Origin of the sequence: Streptomyces sp. NPDC127129, from assembly GCF_042671585.1 — a bacterium.
Classification (GTDB): Bacteria; Actinomycetota; Actinomycetes; order Streptomycetales; family Streptomycetaceae; genus Streptomyces.
In genome coordinates, this window is the sequence record NZ_JBHXTV010000001.1 from 21,561 (window position 1) to 40,513 (window position 18,953).

Annotated in this window: 13 protein-coding genes and 2 pseudogenes; 12 read left to right on the forward strand and 3 right to left on the reverse strand. The window is 67.8% G+C overall.

All coding sequences use genetic code 11. From position 1 onward, the window contains the following. Positions 1-33: 33 nt before the first annotated feature. Positions 34-627 (reverse strand): TetR/AcrR family transcriptional regulator, encoded by a 594-nt coding sequence (locus tag ACFVGW_RS00080; protein ID WP_385850050.1) that lies wholly within the window; start codon positions 625-627, stop codon positions 34-36. Between the two features lie 417 nt (positions 628-1,044). Here ACFVGW_RS00080 and ACFVGW_RS00085 point away from each other — a divergent pair, with 417 nt between their 5' ends. The 7 genes and pseudogenes from ACFVGW_RS00085 to ACFVGW_RS00115 form a co-directional block, all read left to right on the forward strand. Then, a complete protein-coding gene (locus tag ACFVGW_RS00085) occupies positions 1,045-1,743 on the forward strand; it encodes a transporter (RefSeq protein ID WP_385850051.1) in 699 nt (232 codons plus the stop codon). A 171-nt stretch (positions 1,744-1,914) separates the two neighbouring features. Further along, positions 1,915-4,209 carry an AMP-binding protein gene (locus tag ACFVGW_RS00090; RefSeq protein ID WP_385850052.1) on the forward strand — a complete coding sequence of 765 codons (2,295 nt, stop codon included), beginning with the start codon at positions 1,915-1,917 and terminating at the stop codon, positions 4,207-4,209. A gap of 55 nt (positions 4,210-4,264) precedes the next feature. Next, a complete protein-coding gene (locus tag ACFVGW_RS00095; protein ID WP_385850053.1) occupies positions 4,265-5,362 on the forward strand; it encodes a Zn-dependent alcohol dehydrogenase in 1,098 nt (365 codons plus the stop codon). 27 nt (positions 5,363-5,389) lie between these two features. Then, entirely contained in the window at positions 5,390-6,853 is a 1,464-nt protein-coding gene (locus ACFVGW_RS00100) for an aldehyde dehydrogenase family protein (protein WP_385850054.1), read from the forward strand. A gap of 86 nt (positions 6,854-6,939) precedes the next feature. After that, positions 6,940-8,520 (forward strand): long-chain fatty acid--CoA ligase, encoded by a 1,581-nt coding sequence (locus tag ACFVGW_RS00105; RefSeq protein ID WP_385850055.1) that lies wholly within the window; start codon positions 6,940-6,942, stop codon positions 8,518-8,520. 137 nt (positions 8,521-8,657) lie between these two features. Beyond that, positions 8,658-10,004: an NAD(P)/FAD-dependent oxidoreductase gene (locus tag ACFVGW_RS00110; protein WP_385850056.1), complete on the forward strand. Its 1,347-nt coding sequence runs from the start codon at positions 8,658-8,660 to the stop codon at positions 10,002-10,004. A 535-nt stretch (positions 10,005-10,539) separates the two neighbouring features. Beyond that, a pseudogene (locus ACFVGW_RS00115) lies at positions 10,540-11,642 on the forward strand (SpoIIE family protein phosphatase); the annotation flags it as partial. A 730-nt stretch (positions 11,643-12,372) separates the two neighbouring features. On the opposite strand, the gene ACFVGW_RS00120 reads toward ACFVGW_RS00115, so the two are convergent. After that, complete coding sequence (locus ACFVGW_RS00120) at positions 12,373-12,996, reverse strand: TetR/AcrR family transcriptional regulator (protein WP_385850057.1); 624 nt, start codon at positions 12,994-12,996, stop codon at positions 12,373-12,375. Between the two features lie 284 nt (positions 12,997-13,280). Between ACFVGW_RS00120 and ACFVGW_RS00125 the strand changes: the two genes are divergently transcribed. Together ACFVGW_RS00125 and ACFVGW_RS00130 are read left to right on the forward strand one after the other, a co-directional pair. Next, positions 13,281-14,183, forward strand: coding sequence for an NAD(P)-binding domain-containing protein (locus ACFVGW_RS00125; protein WP_385850058.1), 903 nt, complete (start codon positions 13,281-13,283; stop codon positions 14,181-14,183). 26 nt (positions 14,184-14,209) lie between these two features. Then, on the forward strand, positions 14,210-14,518 hold the full coding sequence (locus ACFVGW_RS00130; protein WP_385850059.1) for a hypothetical protein: 309 nt from the start codon (positions 14,210-14,212) through the stop codon (positions 14,516-14,518). Between the two features lie 39 nt (positions 14,519-14,557). On the opposite strand, the pseudogene ACFVGW_RS00135 reads toward ACFVGW_RS00130, so the two are convergent. Further along, positions 14,558-15,180 (reverse strand): annotated as a pseudogene (locus ACFVGW_RS00135) (DUF1345 domain-containing protein). A 124-nt stretch (positions 15,181-15,304) separates the two neighbouring features. On the opposite strand from ACFVGW_RS00135, the gene ACFVGW_RS00140 reads away from it, so the two are divergent. The 3 genes from ACFVGW_RS00140 (at position 15,305) to ACFVGW_RS00150 (ending at position 18,814) form a co-directional block, all read left to right on the forward strand. Next, a complete protein-coding gene (locus tag ACFVGW_RS00140) occupies positions 15,305-16,084 on the forward strand; it encodes an MBL fold metallo-hydrolase (RefSeq protein ID WP_385850537.1) in 780 nt (259 codons plus the stop codon). After that, positions 16,062-17,417, forward strand: coding sequence for a flavin monoamine oxidase family protein (locus tag ACFVGW_RS00145; RefSeq protein ID WP_385850060.1), 1,356 nt, complete (start codon positions 16,062-16,064; stop codon positions 17,415-17,417). Before ACFVGW_RS00140 ends, ACFVGW_RS00145 begins: the two co-directional genes overlap by 23 nt. Positions 17,418-17,590: 173 nt before the next feature. Continuing rightward, positions 17,591-18,814: a cation:proton antiporter gene (locus tag ACFVGW_RS00150; protein ID WP_385850061.1), complete on the forward strand. Its 1,224-nt coding sequence runs from the start codon at positions 17,591-17,593 to the stop codon at positions 18,812-18,814. Positions 18,815-18,953 lie beyond the last annotated feature (139 nt).

An 18,953-nucleotide genomic window follows, 5' to 3' on the forward strand; every position in this document is an offset into this window, starting at 1 on the left:
GGTCCGGTCCCAGGTCACGTCCACGTTCGGTGATCAGGCGAGCTTCGCGGCCAGCCAGGCGTCGAGCACATCGATGATGACCTCTGCCTGCTCGGCGGCTCGGGAGCGGTCGGCATACGTCAGCCAATTCACCACGAAGCCGTCTGAAAGGGTGCCGATGACATAGCCGATCTGGTCGATCGTCTCGGGCGCGACGTCCTGTCCGGTGGCCGCTCTCGCGAGGATCGATCGCACGACATTGAACGCCTCGTTGTACACCGTCACCGCCGGATGCTCCGCCTGGCGTTGCGCCCAGCTGATCAGCTCGAAGCTCGCGGACGCGAATTCCGAATCGGACTCGAGATACCAGTTCAAGAGTCCGCGGAGGATCGCATGCGCAGTCGGGACGAGGTCGCCGTGCACATCGTTCTCGATCAGAACCTCACGGTACCGCTCCGTCAACCGCTCGAAGACGGCTGCGAACAGCAGCTCCTTGGTCTGGAAGCAGTAGTGCAGCGTCGCCAGCGGGGCGTTCGCCTGCTCGGCGATCCGACGAGTCGTAGCACCGTCGACGCCGTGGCTCGCGATCACTTGGATGGCGGCGTTCACCAGGTCGTTGCGCCGCTCGGCCGCCGGTACGCGTGCCACATCTGCCCCCTGCCAAAGTTGGACGATCGATCAAGTCAGACTCCAGGCTACCAGCCGGTATGTCCATATCGACCGAGGTCATAGCCCTCGTCCCAAAATCTTTGTTCAGATGACTTGATCGGTTGACCGTGATGAAGCAGCATGGCTCTCACCCCCTCGCGAGGAGCTGACGCTGCCGGCATCGACCGGAAACAGCCGTCGGAGCACTGCCTCGGCCGGCCCGAATTTCACCGAGCAGGTGTCTGCTCCCCGGGAACCCGGCGAAGCGGGACGCCTACACCTCACTCGACAGCGGACTGCCCACCGCGATCCGACCTATCGGATTCGCCCGGCGCACACCCGCAAAGGCGACACCTCGAATCGTGACCTCTCGATAGAGAACCAGAGGCCTACAAGACCTCAGGGAACGGAGGAAGAATGGCACTCAGAGACTTGCTTTTCCTGCTCGCCGACATCTGGATGATCATCGTCGGATTCACCTTCGGGTGGAAGTTCATCCGGAACTACGGGAACTATCTCCTCGGCCTCGAATGGATCATCGTCGCCACCTCCGGGTCGAACTTCCTCGTCTACGCGGCCGTCGGGGCGACCGAGGACAGCCCCATGTACACCGCCGCGTTCTTCTTCGACCAGTTCTCCCGGTCGGTCGGCATCACACTGATCCTCGTCATGGGCCTGATGCGCGTGACGCATCATTACAAGCCGTCCGTGAGGACTGATGTCGGGGTGTTCGCGTTCGCCGCCGCCGTCGGGATCTCCCTGCTGCTCTTCGGCGAGCGGCTCGGATCGGGAGTCGCGATCTTCCTCATCGTGGGCAACGTTCTGACCACCCTGTTCCTGATCTACTTCTCGAAGCGGCTCTGGGCGATCGGCGCAAAGGGATGGGCCATCGGCGCGGGGCTTGCGACCGCTGCCGGATGCGTCATCGCCTCGACGTACGACTTCGTCCACATCCCCGGCGACGACGAGGCGCACACCCTCTTCTACATCGGCGCGCTGAGCACCTGGGGATTCCAGATGCTCATGTACTACTTCGCCTACCGCGCCCTGCACAACCACAACGAGTCGGTCGACGTGAAGCCGCTCCTGCGCGAACAGAGCCGTGCCGACGCCTGACGATCCGCATTCAAGGCAGCGAACAGACGGACAAAGTCCCATGCAGAGGAAGCAGTCGTGGTCGTGAAAGAAACACCGCAGCGAGAGGAAGATGCGGCCTCTCGCCGCCCGCAGCCGGCCGTCGGGCCCGAGCAGATGGGAGAGGACCCGCCCACCGCGACGCTGACGGCTTTGCTGGCCGAGCGTGCGCGGCGATCACCCGATCGTGAGTTCCTCCGGTTCGGAGACGAGTCCTGGACGTTTGCCGAGATCGAAGCCCGGACCTCCAGGCTGGCGCACCGGCTGATCGAGGTGGACGGCATCCAGGCCGGTGACCGCGTCGCGATCATGCTCCCGAACATCGTGCACTGGCCGGTCGTGTGGCTCTCCGCGCTGAAGGCCGGCGCTGTGGCGGTACCGGTCAACTCCTCGTACAGGCAGGCGGATCTCACCCATCTCCTCCGGGATTCGGGAGCCCGGGTCGTGTTCACCGATCACGAACGCGCGGGTCTCCTGAAGGAAGTCACCGACGCCGAGACCGACCTGGCGGACCTCCGCATCGTCGACGTCGCCGCAGACGGGTCCGCGTCCTTCCCGGCGACCGCTCCGACGGTGCGCCCCACCGCCGAGACCTTGGCGAACCTGCAGTACACGTCGGGCACCACCGGCTTCCCCAAGGCATGCATGCTCACGCACGACTACTGGGTGCGGCTGGGCTGGAACTGTGCCGCGGTGACCGGCCTCGGGGCCGACGACGTCCTGCTCACCGCCCAGCCGTTCTCCTACATGGATCCGCAGTGGAACACCGTGCTCGCCCTGACGGTCGGGGCCCCGCTGGTCGTGCTCCCCCGGTTCTCCGCGTCGGGCTTCTTCGCCGACGTACGTCGCCATCGAGCGACCTTCTTCTACGTCCTCGGATCCATGCCGACGCTGCTCTTCAAGCAACCGCCGAACCCCGACGACCTGGACAACCAGCTGCGCCTGGTGCTCTGTTCGGGCATCCCTGTCGGAATCCACGCGCAGCTGGAGGAACGCTGGGGCGCGCCGTGGCGAGAGATCTACGGCATGACCGAGTCCGGCGTCGACCTGTTCGGTTCCGTGGATGACGCGAACTCCGTGGGGAGCGGGAGCTTGGGACTTCCGGTGCCGACGAAACGAGTCCGGGTGGTCGATCCGCAAGGAGTCGATCTGCCCGACGGCGAGCCCGGTGAGCTGATCGTCTCGGGCAAGCCGATGATGCGCGGCTACTGGAACCGTCCGGAGGACACAGCCCGTGTGCTGCGGGACGGCTGGCTGCACACCGGCGATGTCGCCGTCCGCCGGCCGGACGGCGGCATCCAACTGGTCGGTCGGATCAAGGACATGGTGCGCCGGGGCGGCGAGAACATAGCGAGCGCCGAGGTCGAGGCCGCTCTCGAACGTGACGAGGAGGTCATGGCCGCCGCCGTCGTCGCCGAACCCGACGAGATCCTCGGTGAAGAGGTCAAGGCCTTCGTTCAACTGGCCGCCGGGGTGTCGGCCGACCGTACAACCGCTGCGCGGCTCATCGACCGGGCCGGCCGGCAGCTCGCCCGTTTCAAGGTGCCGCGCTACGTCGAGTTCGTCGCCGACTTCCCGCGGACGCCGTCCGAGCGCGTGTCCAAACCGGCGCTCAAGGCCCGCGCCACGGCCGAGCCCGGCGTCACCTTCGACCTGGGCAGCCGGCGCAGGACCGGTGGCGTACCCACCACCCCTGCGGACTTCCTCGGCATCGACGTCGTCAGGGGGGTGGCGGTACTCACCCTGCGTCGTCCCGAGAAGCTCAACGCCATGGACGTCGCCACGCGGCTGCGGCTGGCGAACGCCGTCCGAGAAGCGGGCACAGGCGACCAGGTGCGCGGAATCGTGCTCACCGGCGAGGGCCGGGCGTTCTCCGCAGGCGAGGACCTCCGGTCCGTGCCGACCTCGTACGCGCAGCTCCGCACGGCCTTCGAGAGCTTCCACGACATCACCAGGGCCATCGTTCAGACACAGGTCCCCGTCATCGCGGCGGTGAACGGCCTGGCCGTGGGCGGCGCCTCGGAGATCACCCTCTGCTGCGACGCGCGGATCGGCACCCCGGCGACGGAGTACTACCAGCCGGAGAACGGCCGGGGCATCACGATCTCGAACGCGTCGAGCCTGCTGCTCCCCCGGATCGTCCGGAACCACGCGACGCGCATGATCCTCGGCTCGCCGCGGATCGGCGCCGAAGAGGCCCTGCGGATCGGTCTCCTGGACGAGATCGTCGCGCCCGACGAGCTGGTCGACCGCGCCATCGACCTGGCCATCGAGTGGACGCCGGAACACAACACGACGGCGCTTCATCTCGCGCTGCTGCGGCCGGGGCTCGACGAAATCGAGCAGGCCTTCGTCCGCGAGGACGAGGCCGCACGGAAGACCTGGGAGAGCGGGGTGTTCAGCGCCGGCATCGATGGCTTCTGGACCGCCAAGGACGCTCGCGGATAGCTCCGCGACAGGGGTCTGTACGGCCCTTCCCGTAAGGAACGACAGAGGAGAAGACGTGATCGACACAGAGGCCGCGGTGCTCACCGCGGTGAACGAGCCGCTCGAGATGACCGCGATCCAGGTGGACGGTCCCGAGCCGGACGAGGTGCGCGTCGCGGTCTCGCACGTGGGACTGTGCCACAGCGACCTGCACTACATGACCGGCACGGTGCCGACCGACCTGCCGGTGGTGGTGGGTCACGAGGTGGCCGGTGTCGTCGAGGCGATCGGCTCGGCGGTGACCGGACTGCGGGTCGGCGACCGCGTGGTCGGGGCGCTGACGCCGTCGTGCGGCCGCTGCGTCAACTGCGAGGCCGGCCGGTCGACGCAGTGTCAGCGCGTGGCGGAGGTCCGTCGTCGCCCACGTCCCGCGTTCCGGCTGACGAACGGCGAGCCGGTCGAGCGGCTCGGCGACATCGGCGCGTTCTCACGGCACACCCTCATGCGGGAGAGCTCGCTGGTGAAGCTGGACGACGGGGTGCCGCTGCACGTCGGATGTCTCCTGGCGTGCTGTGTCATCACCGGCGTCGGCGCCGTCTTCCGCGGCGCCCGGGTGCGTCCGGGAAGCACGGTCGCGGTGATCGGCTGCGGCGGCGTCGGGTCGGCCATCATCCAGGGAGCCAGGCTGGCGGGGGCCTCGGCCATCGTCGCGATCGACCTCGACGAGGCACGACTCAAGGCAGCGCGCGGCTATGGTGCGACCCACGTCGTGAACGGCGGCGTCGAGGACGTCGCCGCGGAGGTGCGGAACCTGCTGGGTGACGGCGTCGACTACTCGTTCGAGGCCGTCGGCTCGGCGCGCACCGCTGCCACGGCGCTCTCGGTGCTACGGGCGACCGGCACCGCCTGTCTGGTGGGCATCGCCCCGGAGGGCACCGAGCTCAAGGTGCCGGCGTCGGACTTCTTCTTCGGCGAGAAGCGCCTCATCGGCTCGTACATGGGATCGGGTCAGGTGCGCCAGGACATCGTCCAGCTCGCGCGCCTCTACCAGCAGGGACGGCTGCTGCTCGACGAGATGGTCACGCAGGTGATCCCGTTCGGCGAGATCAACGAGGGCTTCAAGGCGATGCGGAGCGGCGACGTGACGCGCATCGTCGTCGACCTCCAGGCCTGATCAACAACGGATGCAGAGGTGACTCACATGTCGAGTGCCGAGACGGCGATTCCCCAGCCGGTGAACTACATCGCGGACGCCTGGAGCGAGTGCGAGACGGTCCGGGGCGAATGGAACATCGACCCCAATACCCGGGAACCGGTGCACCGCATGGTCACGACCGGCTCCGGGGACATCGAACGGGCTCTGCGGCACGCCGAGCGCGTGTACAGCGTCGGCCAGTGGGACGACGAGGCCCGCCGGGAGCGTGCGGCCATTCTCGAACGCGTCGCCGCGCTCATCGAAACCCGCGTCGAGGACATCGCCCGCACCGACTCCCTGACCAGCGGCGTGCCGATCGGCCTCACCAGGAAGGTCGCGGCGTTCCTGCCCGCCAGGATCCGGGCGACGGCAGCGGACCTGCTGAGCATCCCCCGCGTACGGGCCCTGGCGGCGGGCGGCCGCGACGTCCGCCTGTACAAGGTCCCGTGGGGGCCTGCCGCGATCCTCACGCCTTGGAACGGGCCGAGTTTCATCCCTGCGGCGAAGGTCGTGAGCGCGGTCGCGGCGGGCTGCCCGGTGATCCTGAAGCCGTCGGAACACGCCCCGGGCAGCGCGCAGATCATCGTCGAATGCTTCGTCGAGGCGGGACTTCCCGCCGGCGCGCTGCAGCTCGTGCACGGCCGCGGCGACGTCGGCGCCGCGCTGACCGGTGACCCGCGCGTCAAGGCCGTAGCGTTCACCGGTGGTCCGGCGGCCGGCCGCGCGATCGCCCGGGCCGCCGCGGAGGACTTCAAGGTCCTTCAGCTGGAGCTCGGCGGCAACAACCCCGCGCTCGTCCTGGACGACGCCGATGTCGAGGTCGCCGCCGACGGGATCTTCGAGGGCATGACCAAGCTGAACGGCCAGTGGTGTGAGGGGCCGGGCAAGATACTCGCCCACAGGAGTCTGGTGGCGCCACTGCTCGAAGCGCTGACCGAACGCATCTCCAAGGTGGTGGTCGGTCACTCGCTCGACGAGGGCGTCGACCTCGGCCCGATCTCGAACGCGCCTCACTTCGCGACCCTGCAGAGCCGGATCGAGGGACTGCGCGCCCTGGGGGCCCGCGTCCACCAGCCGGCTCGGCTGCCCGAGCTCGACGGGTTTTTCCTCTCACCGGCTGTCGCCGCCGGGGCCGATCCGGCGAAGGCGACCGCGGAGTTGTTCGGTCCCGTCGTGTCATTGCACGCCGTCGATTCCGACGAGGAGGCGCTGCGCATCGCGAACGCCAACCCCTCGGGACTCGACGCCTACGTGTTCGGCGGCGACACCGAACGTGCCATCGAGGTCGGCTCCCGAGTGCTGTCCGGCGAAGTGCGGGTCAACGGCGCGAAGCTCGCCGACCTCGGCGACGATTCCGCGCAGAGCTTCTGGGGGCCGGCCGGCATCGGCGGTCACGGTCCGGCCGAGTCGGTGCGCGTGTTCTGCGGCGACCGGGTGGTCGGAGTCGACTCGCCGGACCTTCCGCTGTGAAACGTGTCGTTGTCGTGTCCGGGATACGGGTGAAGGACGCAGCGGCTGAGGGGTGACCTCCTTGACTCAGCCGTTGAGATCGCCCGATGCCCAAGAACCAGAGCCGCTGGAGAACCATCATGCTCAACGTCTCGATCCTTCTCGAAGACTCCGCCCGCGCGTTCCCGGACCGGGACGCACTCGTGCTCGGCACGACCCGGTTGACCTACCGTCAGGTCGACGCGGCGGCGAACCAGGTCGCCAATCTTCTCGTGTCCCGGGGCATCCGCCCCGGAGACAAGGTCGCCCTAAGCTGTCCCAATCTGCCCTACTTCCCCATCGTCTACTACGGCGTGCTCAAGGCGGGTGCGGTCGTGGTGCCCCTCAACGTCCTGCTCAAGGGTCGCGAGATCGCCTACCACCTGGCCGACGCGGACGTCACGGCGTACTTCTGCTTCGAAGGGACTCCCGAGCTGCCCATGGCCGTAGAAGGCCATGCCGGATACCAAGAGGTCGGAACGGTAGAGCACTTCTTCGTCGTCACCGCCGATCCGGAGGCTCCCAGCCCGATCGCCGGTATCGAGACGCTCGGTCGGGCACTCGCCGGCATGAGCACCGTGTTCGAGTCGGTCGTCACGGAGCCGAACGACACGGCGGTCATCCTGTACACCTCGGGAACGACGGGCCGGCCCAAGGGGGCCGAACTCTCCCACTCGAACACGATGTTGAACGTGGTGGCCAACAACCGGCTGTTCCGCAACGAACCGGCCACCGACAGCCACGTGGTGTGCCTTCCCCTGTTCCACACCTTCGGTGCGACGGTGCAGATGCACGCGGGGTTCTCGGTCGCCGCGACTTTGCACCTCGTGCCACGCTTCGCCGCCCGTGAGGTCGTCGAGCTGATGGGTCGCGAGGCCATCACGTTCTTCGCTGGTGTTCCGACCATGTGGTGGGGGCTGCTCAACGCCCTCACCGACGACATCGACGTCCACCGGATCGCCGACAACCTGCGGATCGGAATCTCCGGTGGGGCGGCCCTTCCGGTCGAGATCATCAGCCAGGTCAAGCAGCGCCTCGGCGTCACCGTACTCGAGGGATACGGGCTGTCCGAGACGTCGCCCGTCGCCACGTTCAGCGATTCCCGGCTCAAACCCCGGCCGGGCTCGATCGGCGTCCCGATCTGGGGTGTGGAGCTGAAGCTGATCCGATCGGACTGGACGGAGGTCAGCCAGTCCGGGGAGGTCGGCGAGATCGCGATCAGGGGCCACAACGTCATGAAGGGCTACTACAACCGCCCAGAGGCGACGGCGGAGGTGATCCGCGACGGCTGGTTCCGCACCGGAGACCTCGCACGACGCGACGAGGACGGTTTCTACTACATCGTCGACCGCGCGAAGGACCTCATCATCCGCGGCGGTTACAACGTCTACCCCCGCGAGATCGAGGAGGTACTGCTCACTCATCCCGCTGTGAGTCTGGCGGCGGTCATCGGTGTGCCGCACGACAGCCACGGCGAGGAGATCAAGGCTTTCGTGATCCTCGAGAAGGACGCCGTCGTCAGCGCCGACGAACTCGTCGCCTGGGGCAGGGAGCAGATGGCCTCCTACAAGTACCCCCGCCTCGTCGAGCTCGTCTCGAGCCTGCCGATGACCTCCACCGGGAAGATCCTCAAGCGCCAGCTGGCCTGAGGCCAAGCGGGATCCACGGAGTGCGGCACGCACTGTTCCGCAGGGATCACCGCAGACAGACCACGAAGCAGACCACACAGCGAAGTGCCGGCCATCGTCCACCGCCGTGACACTGACCGCCCAGTAGGAGCCGCAAGATGAATACGGACAGCGTCGAGTACACCACCTTCAGCGGGTGGGTCGACCCGCCCGGCAATGTCCAGTCGCCCCTCAACGAGGAAGTCACCTGCGAGGTCGCGGTCATCGGCGGCGGCCTGGCGGGCATGTCGACGGCGCTGCGATTGGCCGAGCGCGGCCGGGACGTCGTATTGCTGGAGGCCGAGTTCTGCGGGCACGGCTCCGCCTCGCGCAGCGCCGGGCAGGTGGCAGGCGCTCCAGGAGGCGACATCCAGCTCCTGAGCATGCTCTACCCCAGGAGGTTTCCCGGCATCGTCCGGTTCGCCGAGAACTCCGCGCACTTCCTGGAGCGGCTGATCGAGCGCCTGGACATCGACTGCGACTACGAGGCCACGGGCAACGTCTGCGCCGCTGTGTCCCGTGGGCAGATGGGCCGCGTGCGCCGTGTGACGAAGCTCCTGCGGAAGGCCGGCGCGGACGTAGAACTCGGCACGAGCGCGGAGCTCGGCATCCCCCGCGGATTCCTCGGCGGCATGCGCGAGTCCGTCGGCGGGATGATGAACCCCGGCAAGTTCAGCCTGGGCATCCGCCGCGCCGTCCTCACGTCCGGCGCCCGCGTTTTCGAGCGGACGCACGTCACCGAGGTCACCCCGAACGGCGATCACGTGGTGATCAGGACACCCGGGGGCGAAGTGCATGCGAAGAAGGTGGTGCTCGCGACGAACGCCTTCGGCGGCGAGCTTGCCATCGCCCCGAAGCGGCTCTCCGTGCCGATCTGGGTCAGCGAGGTGGAGACCGAACCGATCGATCCCGCGCGCCTGGCCGCACTGCGGTGGACCAGCCGGTCGGGGGTGGTGACCCAGCACAACATCATGGAGAACTACCGGCTGACCTCGCGGAACACCATCGTGTTCGGTGTCCGTCGGCTCCAGCGGGGCAAGAGTTACCCACTTCCTCCGAGGAAGCCTGACGAGGCTGTCGTCGCCGACCTCGCACGCGCCTTCGAGACGCGCTTCCCCGCCCTCGCCGACGTCGCAGCCGCGCGGGCCTGGGGCGGATGGGTCGCAATCACCCCGTCCTGGCTCCCGGTCGCCGGCCAGACCCGCGACGGCGTCTACTACTCGGTCGCCTGCAACGGCCACGGCCTGGCCCAGGCGCCGTACGTCGGTTCGCTCATCGCCGACCTCATCGTGGACGGCGAACAGCACGAGGACCTGAAAACGCTCTGGGCGAGGAAGCCGACCTTCCCTCGTCCTTTGATGATGAGCGCTGCGGGACTGCGCACGATCTGGACGGTCGACCGATTCAACGACCTGTTCAACGGCAGCCGGCGAAACGCCCGACGGGGCTCGGCTCCGACGAACTGACGCCGGGCCGGCCACGGGCAGAGGGCCCCGGGCGCTGCCGTACGAATCGGCCGGTCTGCGGGGCCCCTTCGGCATTTGTACACGGCTGTCGCCGACGGTTTGCCTGCCGCGGCCGCATGCTCTGGGGTCCTGGGCGATACCAGCGGCGCGCGGCGGCACCCTGGGCCGAGCTTCTGATCCATGAGGTCGCCCCCTGAGGGCAACATCCCGCCAGGTGCCGCCCAGGGCGGACACCCGGCTGACCACCGTAACGGTGTCAGACGCACGCGCTGCAGGCGTTGAACGTCACGGCCCCGGCTGCCGACAGACTTCGTCGCCGTCCGGGTCGGCGGAAGGCGCTGTCAGGACCTGCTGCCTCGGCCGGGGCGCCGCGACCGCCCGCGTCGGCGGCTCGCCGGCAGTGCGGGGGGTGCGGTCCGAGGTGACCAGACCGCACCGCCCACAGTCCGCTGTCTCTTACGTGAAGACGGGCGCGGTCGGCGAACCGAGCACCGCCCCGTACTCGCTCCGTCCACCCGGTCGTGCCTGGGCGGTAGAACAGTCCGCCGTCGTCGCGGCCTCCCGGTACCTGCCCAGTGGATCCCGCGACGCCGGCGTGGGCAGCGACTGGTACGACGTGATCCTCTGTCCGGAGCCCGAGTGTCCCTCGTCGCGGGCGATGTCGTCGGACGCGGACTGCGCGCCGCTGCCACTATGGGCCGCCTCCGAATGGCGGTGCGCGCGTTCGCCGACATCGACCTGATGCCCGACGAACTGCTCACACACCTGGACGACGTGGTCATCCGCCTCCAGCACGAGGAAGGGGAGGACGCGGGCGAGACCAGCGCCACCTGCCTTTACGCGGTCTACGACCCGGTCTCCCGCGTATGTTCGCTGGCCAGCGCCGGGCACGTCCTGCCGGCCGTGGTCACTCCCCCGGACAGCGAGGACGGCACCTCGGGCTCCCGGTCGGTCGAGTTCCCGGAGATGCCGATCGGCCCTCCCTTGGGCCTGGGGGGACTCCGCTTCGAGACCGTGCAGTTCGAACTGACGGAGGGGAGCCTGCTGGTCCTGTTCACCGACGGTCTCATCCAGAGCCGCACGCGCGACGTCGACACCGCTCGCGAGGTGCTGAGCGATGTCCTCGCCCAGGAGTCCGACTCGCCGGACGAGGTCTGCGACCGGCTGATGGCTGCGCTGTTGCCTCAGCGCCCCGTCGACGACATCGCCCTCCTGGTGGCCCGCACCCTGTCACTCGACTCAGACCACGTGGCAACCCTCGACCTCCCCTCCGACCCGGCTGCGGTGTCCGGGGCGCGCCGCTTCGCCTCCGACACACTGAACGCCTGGGGCCTCGGTGAGCTTTCCTTCACCACCGAGCTCATCGTCAGCGAACTTGTGACGAACGCGATCCGCTACGGCAGAATCCCCATCCGACTGCGGATGATCCTTTAGTCCCCGCTGAACTGCGCGGTCTTCGACGCCAACAGCACCGCCCCGCACCTACGGCATGCCCGCACCTACGACGAGGGCGGCCGGGGACTGCTCCTCGTCGCCCAGTTCGCCAGGCGCTGGGGCACACGGCACGGCCGCGAGCGGAAGGTGATCTGGGCAGAGGACCTGCACGTGGACGATCTCTTCGATATCGCCGCGATGTGACGCCGTACCCACGAATGATCCCCCAGGGCCCGCGTGAGCACGGTGGACAAGAGAGCCAGGACGCTCGCGCGGCAGCATGTCCAGTGGAACTCATGACAGGCGGGACCTTGACGGAATCCGACCGAGAGATAGAATCGAACTCAATTCTACATCGAGTCTTGCTGCAGCCTTCGAACCGGACCGCGACATGAATATCGCCGCACTCGGAGGCGTCGGCAGGACGGAGAATGCGATGACCTAGTGCACGCATAGGTACACCGCACCATCAAGTCGTCGAGTCGGTGCGCCAAGGACGCCCCCCGACTCGACCCTGACCAGGGCATCGCCTCGACCTCGCACCTGGGAGGTCAGGTCATGGCGATGCCCTGGTCACCCGCCGCCACCGCGTCTGCCGACGGGCAATCGTCGCGACGCCGTCGGGGATGCCGAGCTCATTCGCCTGACGCCCCATCTCGATCCAGCGCGCGGCATTCCAAAGACACTGACCGCCTGCGCATCCGTCCGCCCTCTACCTAATGACGCAGTACACCGACGCTGTGAAGCCGACCGGTGGGCCGGATCCACTGGACCGGCACCTAGACGGCCACGGCATACGACGGCTACCCAGGGGGGCCACGCCAGCGGGCGCGCTACGAAGGAGGTCGCCACCTCCCCCGCCGGAGAGTACGAGCGGCCGCCACACCCCCCTCGTCGCGCGGCACGGCTCGCTCGCGTGACGCGGGTCACCTGATCAGACGGTATAGGTCTCGAGGTACGCGGTCACCATGCGGCGCGCTTCGTCGATCGTGACGTCGTCACCAATCGGCGATTGCCTATATGCGATGTCGAAGAGACGGTTGCCCACCTCGAAGGCGAGCTGCAGGACGTGCCGGGGAGTGTCGGCGGGCAGCAGCCCACGCTCCACTAGAAGGCGCCAGAGCCGCTCGACCTGCGCCGCGTCGAACTCTCGCACCAGGGCGCTGACAATCTCGTTGCGCCTCGCGAACCACAGCTCGACACAGCTGCGGTGCGTGCGGAAATAGTCGCGCATCGGGTCGATGACGACGTCAGCGGCGTCCCTCAGCGTGGTGGGCAGCTCGGAGTGCTCCAAGACGGTGGCGAGGAGCTCCTCGACCGCCTGCAGATGCCGACGCAGGAGTTCGGCGTCGACCTGATGCCGGTCGGAGAAGTAGTGGTACATCGAGGCGATCGGGATGCCCGCCCGCTCACTGACAGCCTTCAGGGTGGCCGCCTCATAGCCCTGCTCGGCAAGTAGCTCCTCGGCGGCGTCCAGGATGGCCCGCCTTCGCTCCATGCCGCGACGCTGCACAGCCGGACGAGCCGGCGTCTGGGCTGTCAACTTTTTCTCGAACACAATTCGAGATCGTATCAACCGCACCTGCAGATCACCCTCACAGGGATGCGACGAGGCGCAGGAGCAGGACCACCCCTTCCACCGCGACCGCGATCCCGGCTTGACCGCGCGGGAGCTCAAATCTAAAATCGAATCGAGTTCGAGTTCTGACCGCCGACAGAGACCTGCCCCTCCGGGCCCCACTGTCACGACAGTCTCGCCCTCAGGCCCTCGCCCCCGCTGCGGCGGCTTCGAAGAGACCGCACACCCGTCACGGGGCCTGTCCAGAAATGAGATGAACACGAGTGACTACCCACAAAGAGCGTGACGTTGCGGTGATCGGCAACGGGCTCATGGGATCGTCGATCGCCCGAGCCTTGGCACAGTCAGGTTGGCTGGTCACCGCGTACGACCCGGACACGGCACGCGCTCGGGCCCTGGCCACCGAGTTGCCGGGAATCGATGCCGAAGCGGACCTCGAAGCAGCGGTCGCGTCCGCCCGTCTGATCCTGACCTGCGCCCCGTCCCACGAGGTCGTGCTCCGAAGCCTGGAGTGCGTCGGGAACTGGAACGGCAAGACACTTCTCAACACTGGAACGAGTTCGACGGACGAGTCGAAGAAGGCCGGTTCATGGGCCGCCGAGAAGGGCGTGCCCTACCTGGACGCCGCGATCCTCTGCTTCCCCCAGGACATCGGCACCGAACGCGGCTACGTCCTCTTCTCGGGGAGCGCTGAGGCCTGGGCGGAGCACGAGAAGCTGCTCGCCGCGCTCGGTCCGGCGATGCGGTTCGTCTCCGAGCAGGTGCAGGCCGCGAGCGCAGTCGACCTCACGATCGTCGGCGGAGTGTACGTTGCCGCGCTGGCCGCCTATGTCGATGCCGTGACGTATGCCCAGAGCCAGGGTGTTCCGGGCGATGTCCTCGACGAGGCAACCGACAAGGTCCTCGCGGCGTTGAAGGACGCAGCCGGGGAGGCCGTTGCGGCGATCGGCAGCGGCGATTTCACGACGGACCAAGCCACGCTCTCGGTGTTCACCCATGGAGGCGAGACCTGCGTCGACGGGATGAGGAGCGCCAGCTTCAACGCGAATGTCCTCGCGGCCGCCGTGGGCAATCTCAAGGCGGCCGAGGCCGCGGGACTCGGCCAGTCAAGTTTCTACGCCCTCGCGCAGATCGCTACGGGCGACCCCGCCGGCCAACAGCACTGACGAAGAGCCTTCGGGAGAGCACCTTCATGACCGACGATGCCTGCGGCTCCACTCACCACATCCCCCTTCAGGGATATTCCGGCAGAGCGCGGTCGTGGCAGAAGGCGAGCTGGAGCCGCGTTCTCCGTGAGGTGAGCGTGGGAAGCCTGATCATGCTCATACCCACCTTCCTCCTCGGGTTCTTCATGTCCTGGGAGATAGGCACGGCCATCGTCATGGCGACGGCGACGTCGGTGGCACTGTCCTCAATCGCGTTCTCCCTCAGGGGACATACGTTCGGCTGTGCGGTCAAGAAGGGCTTCGTTCTGACACTGGGGTGGTGGGAGCGGATCTGAGGGACCGCGGCGCGCCGCCAGAACGAGGCGTGGTGTCCGTCAGACGCTGTCCAGAGCGGGAACGAGGCTGGCCACCGTGACGGTGCCGAAGACGAAGGCGATGCACGCGTTGACCGTCACCGTCCGACGCATCTCCCGGGACAGCACGGTGACGTCGGTCGTGCCGAACGTCGTCATGGCGGAAAAGGCGAAGTAGACGTAGTCGCTCCAGGTCGGGTTCTCCTCGCCGGGGACCTCCAGCGCTCGTTCGCCCTCCACGAGATCGTCGGCCTGGAAGGCGACCGCGAAGAACACGGTGACACAGATCTAGGCGACGGCTATCAGAGGAAGTGCCACCACCACCCGAGCGGCCGGTTCGAACGAGGCGCCGATGTGCCTGGGGCGCCACACCACCGCCACCACGAGCGCCGCGGCCGCGATGAAGATGGAGACTCCCGGTCCGGGGGCCGTCCCGTACACGTACCGCTGCAGCCGCGTGCCCCGTGCCTCACGGCCTGCCCAATTGCGTACACGCTCGGGAGAGGCGGTCGAGAATGCGATCACCGTGATAAGGAGATAGGGGAAGAGATAGGCAAGCAGCAGCAGTACACACACGTCCGCCACGGACATCTGCGCCCGCCGCGGTCGAGGCCGAGGAGGAGCACAGCCGTGGCCGGAGTCACCGAACTGACCGGCGCCGGGCGAGGTGCCTACCCGTACGCCAACTCCGTCCTCGTACGCGGCAGCGCCGAGACCCTGGTCATCGACCCGTCCCTGTCGCTCGTCGACTCGGCGCCACCCGCAGACATGGTCCTCGTGAGCGACGCACACGAGGACCACGTCGCAGGTCTCGGCAGCTACGAAGTGCCCGTCCGCATCCACGAGAAGGACCTCCCCGCCCTGCGATCCCGCAGAGTCATGGCCGCCGGCTACGGCCTCCCACCGGAAGCCACTGAGCAGACGGAGACGATGCTCCGCGACCACTTCCACGTCCGGGACCGCACCAACGCGACGGGGTTCGCCGACGGAACCGTGTTCGACCTTGGCGGTCGCACGGTGACGGTCGTGCACCTGCCCGGCCACACGGCGGGACACTGCAGTTTCCTGATCGAGCCGGACGGTTTCCTCTGCGTGGCACACACCGACCTGACGTCGTTCGGCCCCTACTACGGGGATGTCGGCAGCAGTCTCACCGACTTCGAGGCATCTATGCGTCGCTGCCGGGTGATCGACGCCCGCTGGTACGGCACGGCCCACCAGCGGGGCGTGATCGAGGGCGCCGCCGAGTTCTCGGAGCGCCAACGAGATTGCCGACCGTCGACTGGTCTACCGTTCCGATGTCGAGGGCCCCCACGTGCTGCCGGTCGAGCGTCGGACCGCGGTGCGCCACCTGAGCCGGCTGGCCCGCACGGGCCGGGGCTCGGAGGTCGAACAAGGACGGTTCCGCGCCACGTAACGCCCACATGCCGTCTGGGTGTACGGGAGGTACCAGTTCCAGTATTCTCGAAATCGAGTCGAGTTTCATTTAACGCGCAGGGAAGAACGATCCAAGGAGTCGCGAGTCATGGCTGCAGTAGAAGACGGTGACGAGGAGACCTGCGACGTCGTGGTCGTCGGCGCGGGAATGTCAGGCCTCATGGCGGCCACGACGCTCGCAGACAGGGCCGACGTCGTGGTGCTCGAAGCAGCGAACCGGCCGGGGGGACGCGTCGAGACCGTCCGCAAGGGCGAGTACTGGATCAACGTCGGCACCCAGTTCACGGAGGGGACCGGGCCGTTGATCGACGCTCTTCATCGGCACGAGATCGAGATGGGGTCCCTGGCCGGCACGAGCGTGGCACTTGCTCTCAACGGCGCCCTGGTCGACACGTCCGACATGCTCGCCCTCATGTTCCGCACACGCATGGGCTTCATGGACCGGGTCGGCATGGCCGTGGTCGGCGCCCGCATCCTTGCCGCGGCCCCGTTCCTGGAATCGGACAGTCGCCTCGCGGAGAAGGTGCGCGCCAGGCTCGACACGCGTCCCGCATCGGACCTCCTGCGCGGTGTCCGCTCCGAGCTGACCCGGACCATGGTGCGCTCTTGGTCGGCGCAGTGGATGGGGTGCGAGCCGGATGAGACGGCGGCGACCCAGCTCGTGGTCTCGATCGGACTCGCTCTGACGGACCCGGCGAAGGTGCCGAACTTCGCCCTGCCTGCTGGTGGGAACCAGACCTTGACCGACATCCTGGCCACCGACCTCGGCGAGCGCCTCCGGCTCGGGGCGACCGTCCGGACAGTGGAGAAGAGCGGGGACGGCGTCGTCGTGGACTACCTCGCCGCCGGCAGCTCGACACGGATACGCGCGAAGCGCGCCATCGTCTCGGTTCCCAGCGACATCGCTCTGCGGATCCTTCCCGGACTTCCGAAGACACATCGCAACGCGTTCGACGAGATCCGCTACGGGCGGTACGTGATCGTCGGCTTCTTCACCGAAGAGGAGGGGCCTCAGCCCTGGGACGGGCTCCTCGCCGTGTCCACGCCGCAACTCTCCTTCCAGGCCATGTTCAACCACGCCGCCGCCCTGCGAAAGAACGGCCCCCGGAGGCCGGGGGGTGCGCTGGCGTGTTTCGCCGGCGGCGCCTCGGCCGACGCTCTGTTCGACCTCTCCGACGAGGAGATCGTCGCCCTCTTCTCCAGGGATCTACTCTCGGTGTACCCCGAGCTCGAAGGGAAACTCGGCGACGGTATCGTGCGACGCCACCACCGTGTAGTGCCGTTCTGGGGACCCCGGGGACGCGAGTCGTTGCCGACACTTCGCAACCCCCTCGGGCCGATCCATCTGGCCGGCGACTACCAACTCGAGATGCCGTCGCTCGCAGACGCGGCAACGTCGGGTGAGAACGCGGCGAAGGCGGTTCTGTCGGACCTTGGCCGCTGACCCTCACGCCAGCAGGCAGACCGGACCAGGCGTCCCGGCGCCCGGGCCGAGAGCGGCGCACGCGGAGTGTCCGAGGCCGACGATCACCCTGCCACCTGTGAGGATGTCACCGTCGGCTTCCGGGCCTCCACACCTCGCCCTGTCTTCTGTCCACTCCCGCTCTGCGAGTCGCCGTGATCGCTCTCCTCGTCCTGCTGTCCCTGCTGTTCCTGTGGACCGTCGTGTCCGACCGGCTCGCACGGTGGAACATCACAGCCCCGATCACTTTCGCCGCAGCCGGCATTCTTCTCAGCGGACAGGACCACCCCGTCGTACCGCTCGACATGGACACCCACACCTTCCAGCGGGCCATCGAACTCGTCCTCGCGGTGATGCTGTTCACAGACGCCACCGAGGCAAGGGAATACGCCCGGCTGCGGGGTCCGGTCGGAGAGGGGCGGCTCCTCGGGATCGCCCTGCCGGCCTCCCTCCTGCTCGCCACGCTGGCGGGCGCCCTCGTCTTCCCCGGGACGAGCTGGTGGCTCCTGGCGGTCACGGCCCTCGTCGTCATGCCCATGGACCTCGCGCCGGTCCTGATGATCCTCCGGGACGAGCGCGTGCCCCTGCGGGTGCGGGCGGCGCTCAACATCGAGGGCGGGTTCAACGACGGACTGATCTCGCCGCTCTTCGTCTTCTGCGTCGCCAACCTAGTCTCCGCAGAGGGCGACACGTTCGGCGACCTCCTCCTCAACGCCCTCAAGGGCGCGGTGTACGCGGCGATCATCGGAAGCGTCCTGGGATTCCTGGCCTCCCAAGCGGTGCGCCGGGCGCTGGAATCCGGGTGGGCCAAGCCCGCGAGCCTGCGTATGGCAGGGCTCGCTTTGCCGTTCCTGACGTACGCAGCGTCGGTCCTCGTCGAGGGCAACGGCTTCGTAGCGGCCTTCGTGGCGGGCCTCTGGTACGCGAACACCGTCTCCGTCATCGGCAGCGACTCCCTCGACCTGGTCCAGGACGTCAGTCACCTCCTGGCCCTGGCGGCCTGGTACGCCTTCGGCGCACTGGCCGCCGAGGCGTTCGCCGACGGCATCGCGCTCCAGGTCCTCGCCTACGCGCTCCTCGCGCTGACCGTGGCGCGCTTCGTCCCGGTGATGGTGTCGCTCACCGGCACCGACTTCACCTGCTCCGAACGCGTCGCGATCGGATGGCTCGGGCCACGCGGTGTCACCTCGATTGTCTTCGCAGTTCTTGCCTCTATTCAACTTCCGCAGATCGACGCGGACTTCGTGGTGAACGCGACCGCAGCGACGGTCCTGCTCAGCGTGATCCTGCACGGGGTGTCGGCAGAACCGGTCGCCCGCTGGTTCACCCGGCACCCGCAGCCCGAGGAGCGAGTGCCACCGCAGGATCCCGTGCGGTAGCCAGGCACATCGAGCAGCCCCGTTCAGCGCCGGGGCGACGCCTGCCACGGCGACCGAAACGAACGCGATGACGGCGTTCGACCGACGCATCCGTCACCTCGGTCGTCCCGAGCATCCTAAGAATCACCATCCACCCACG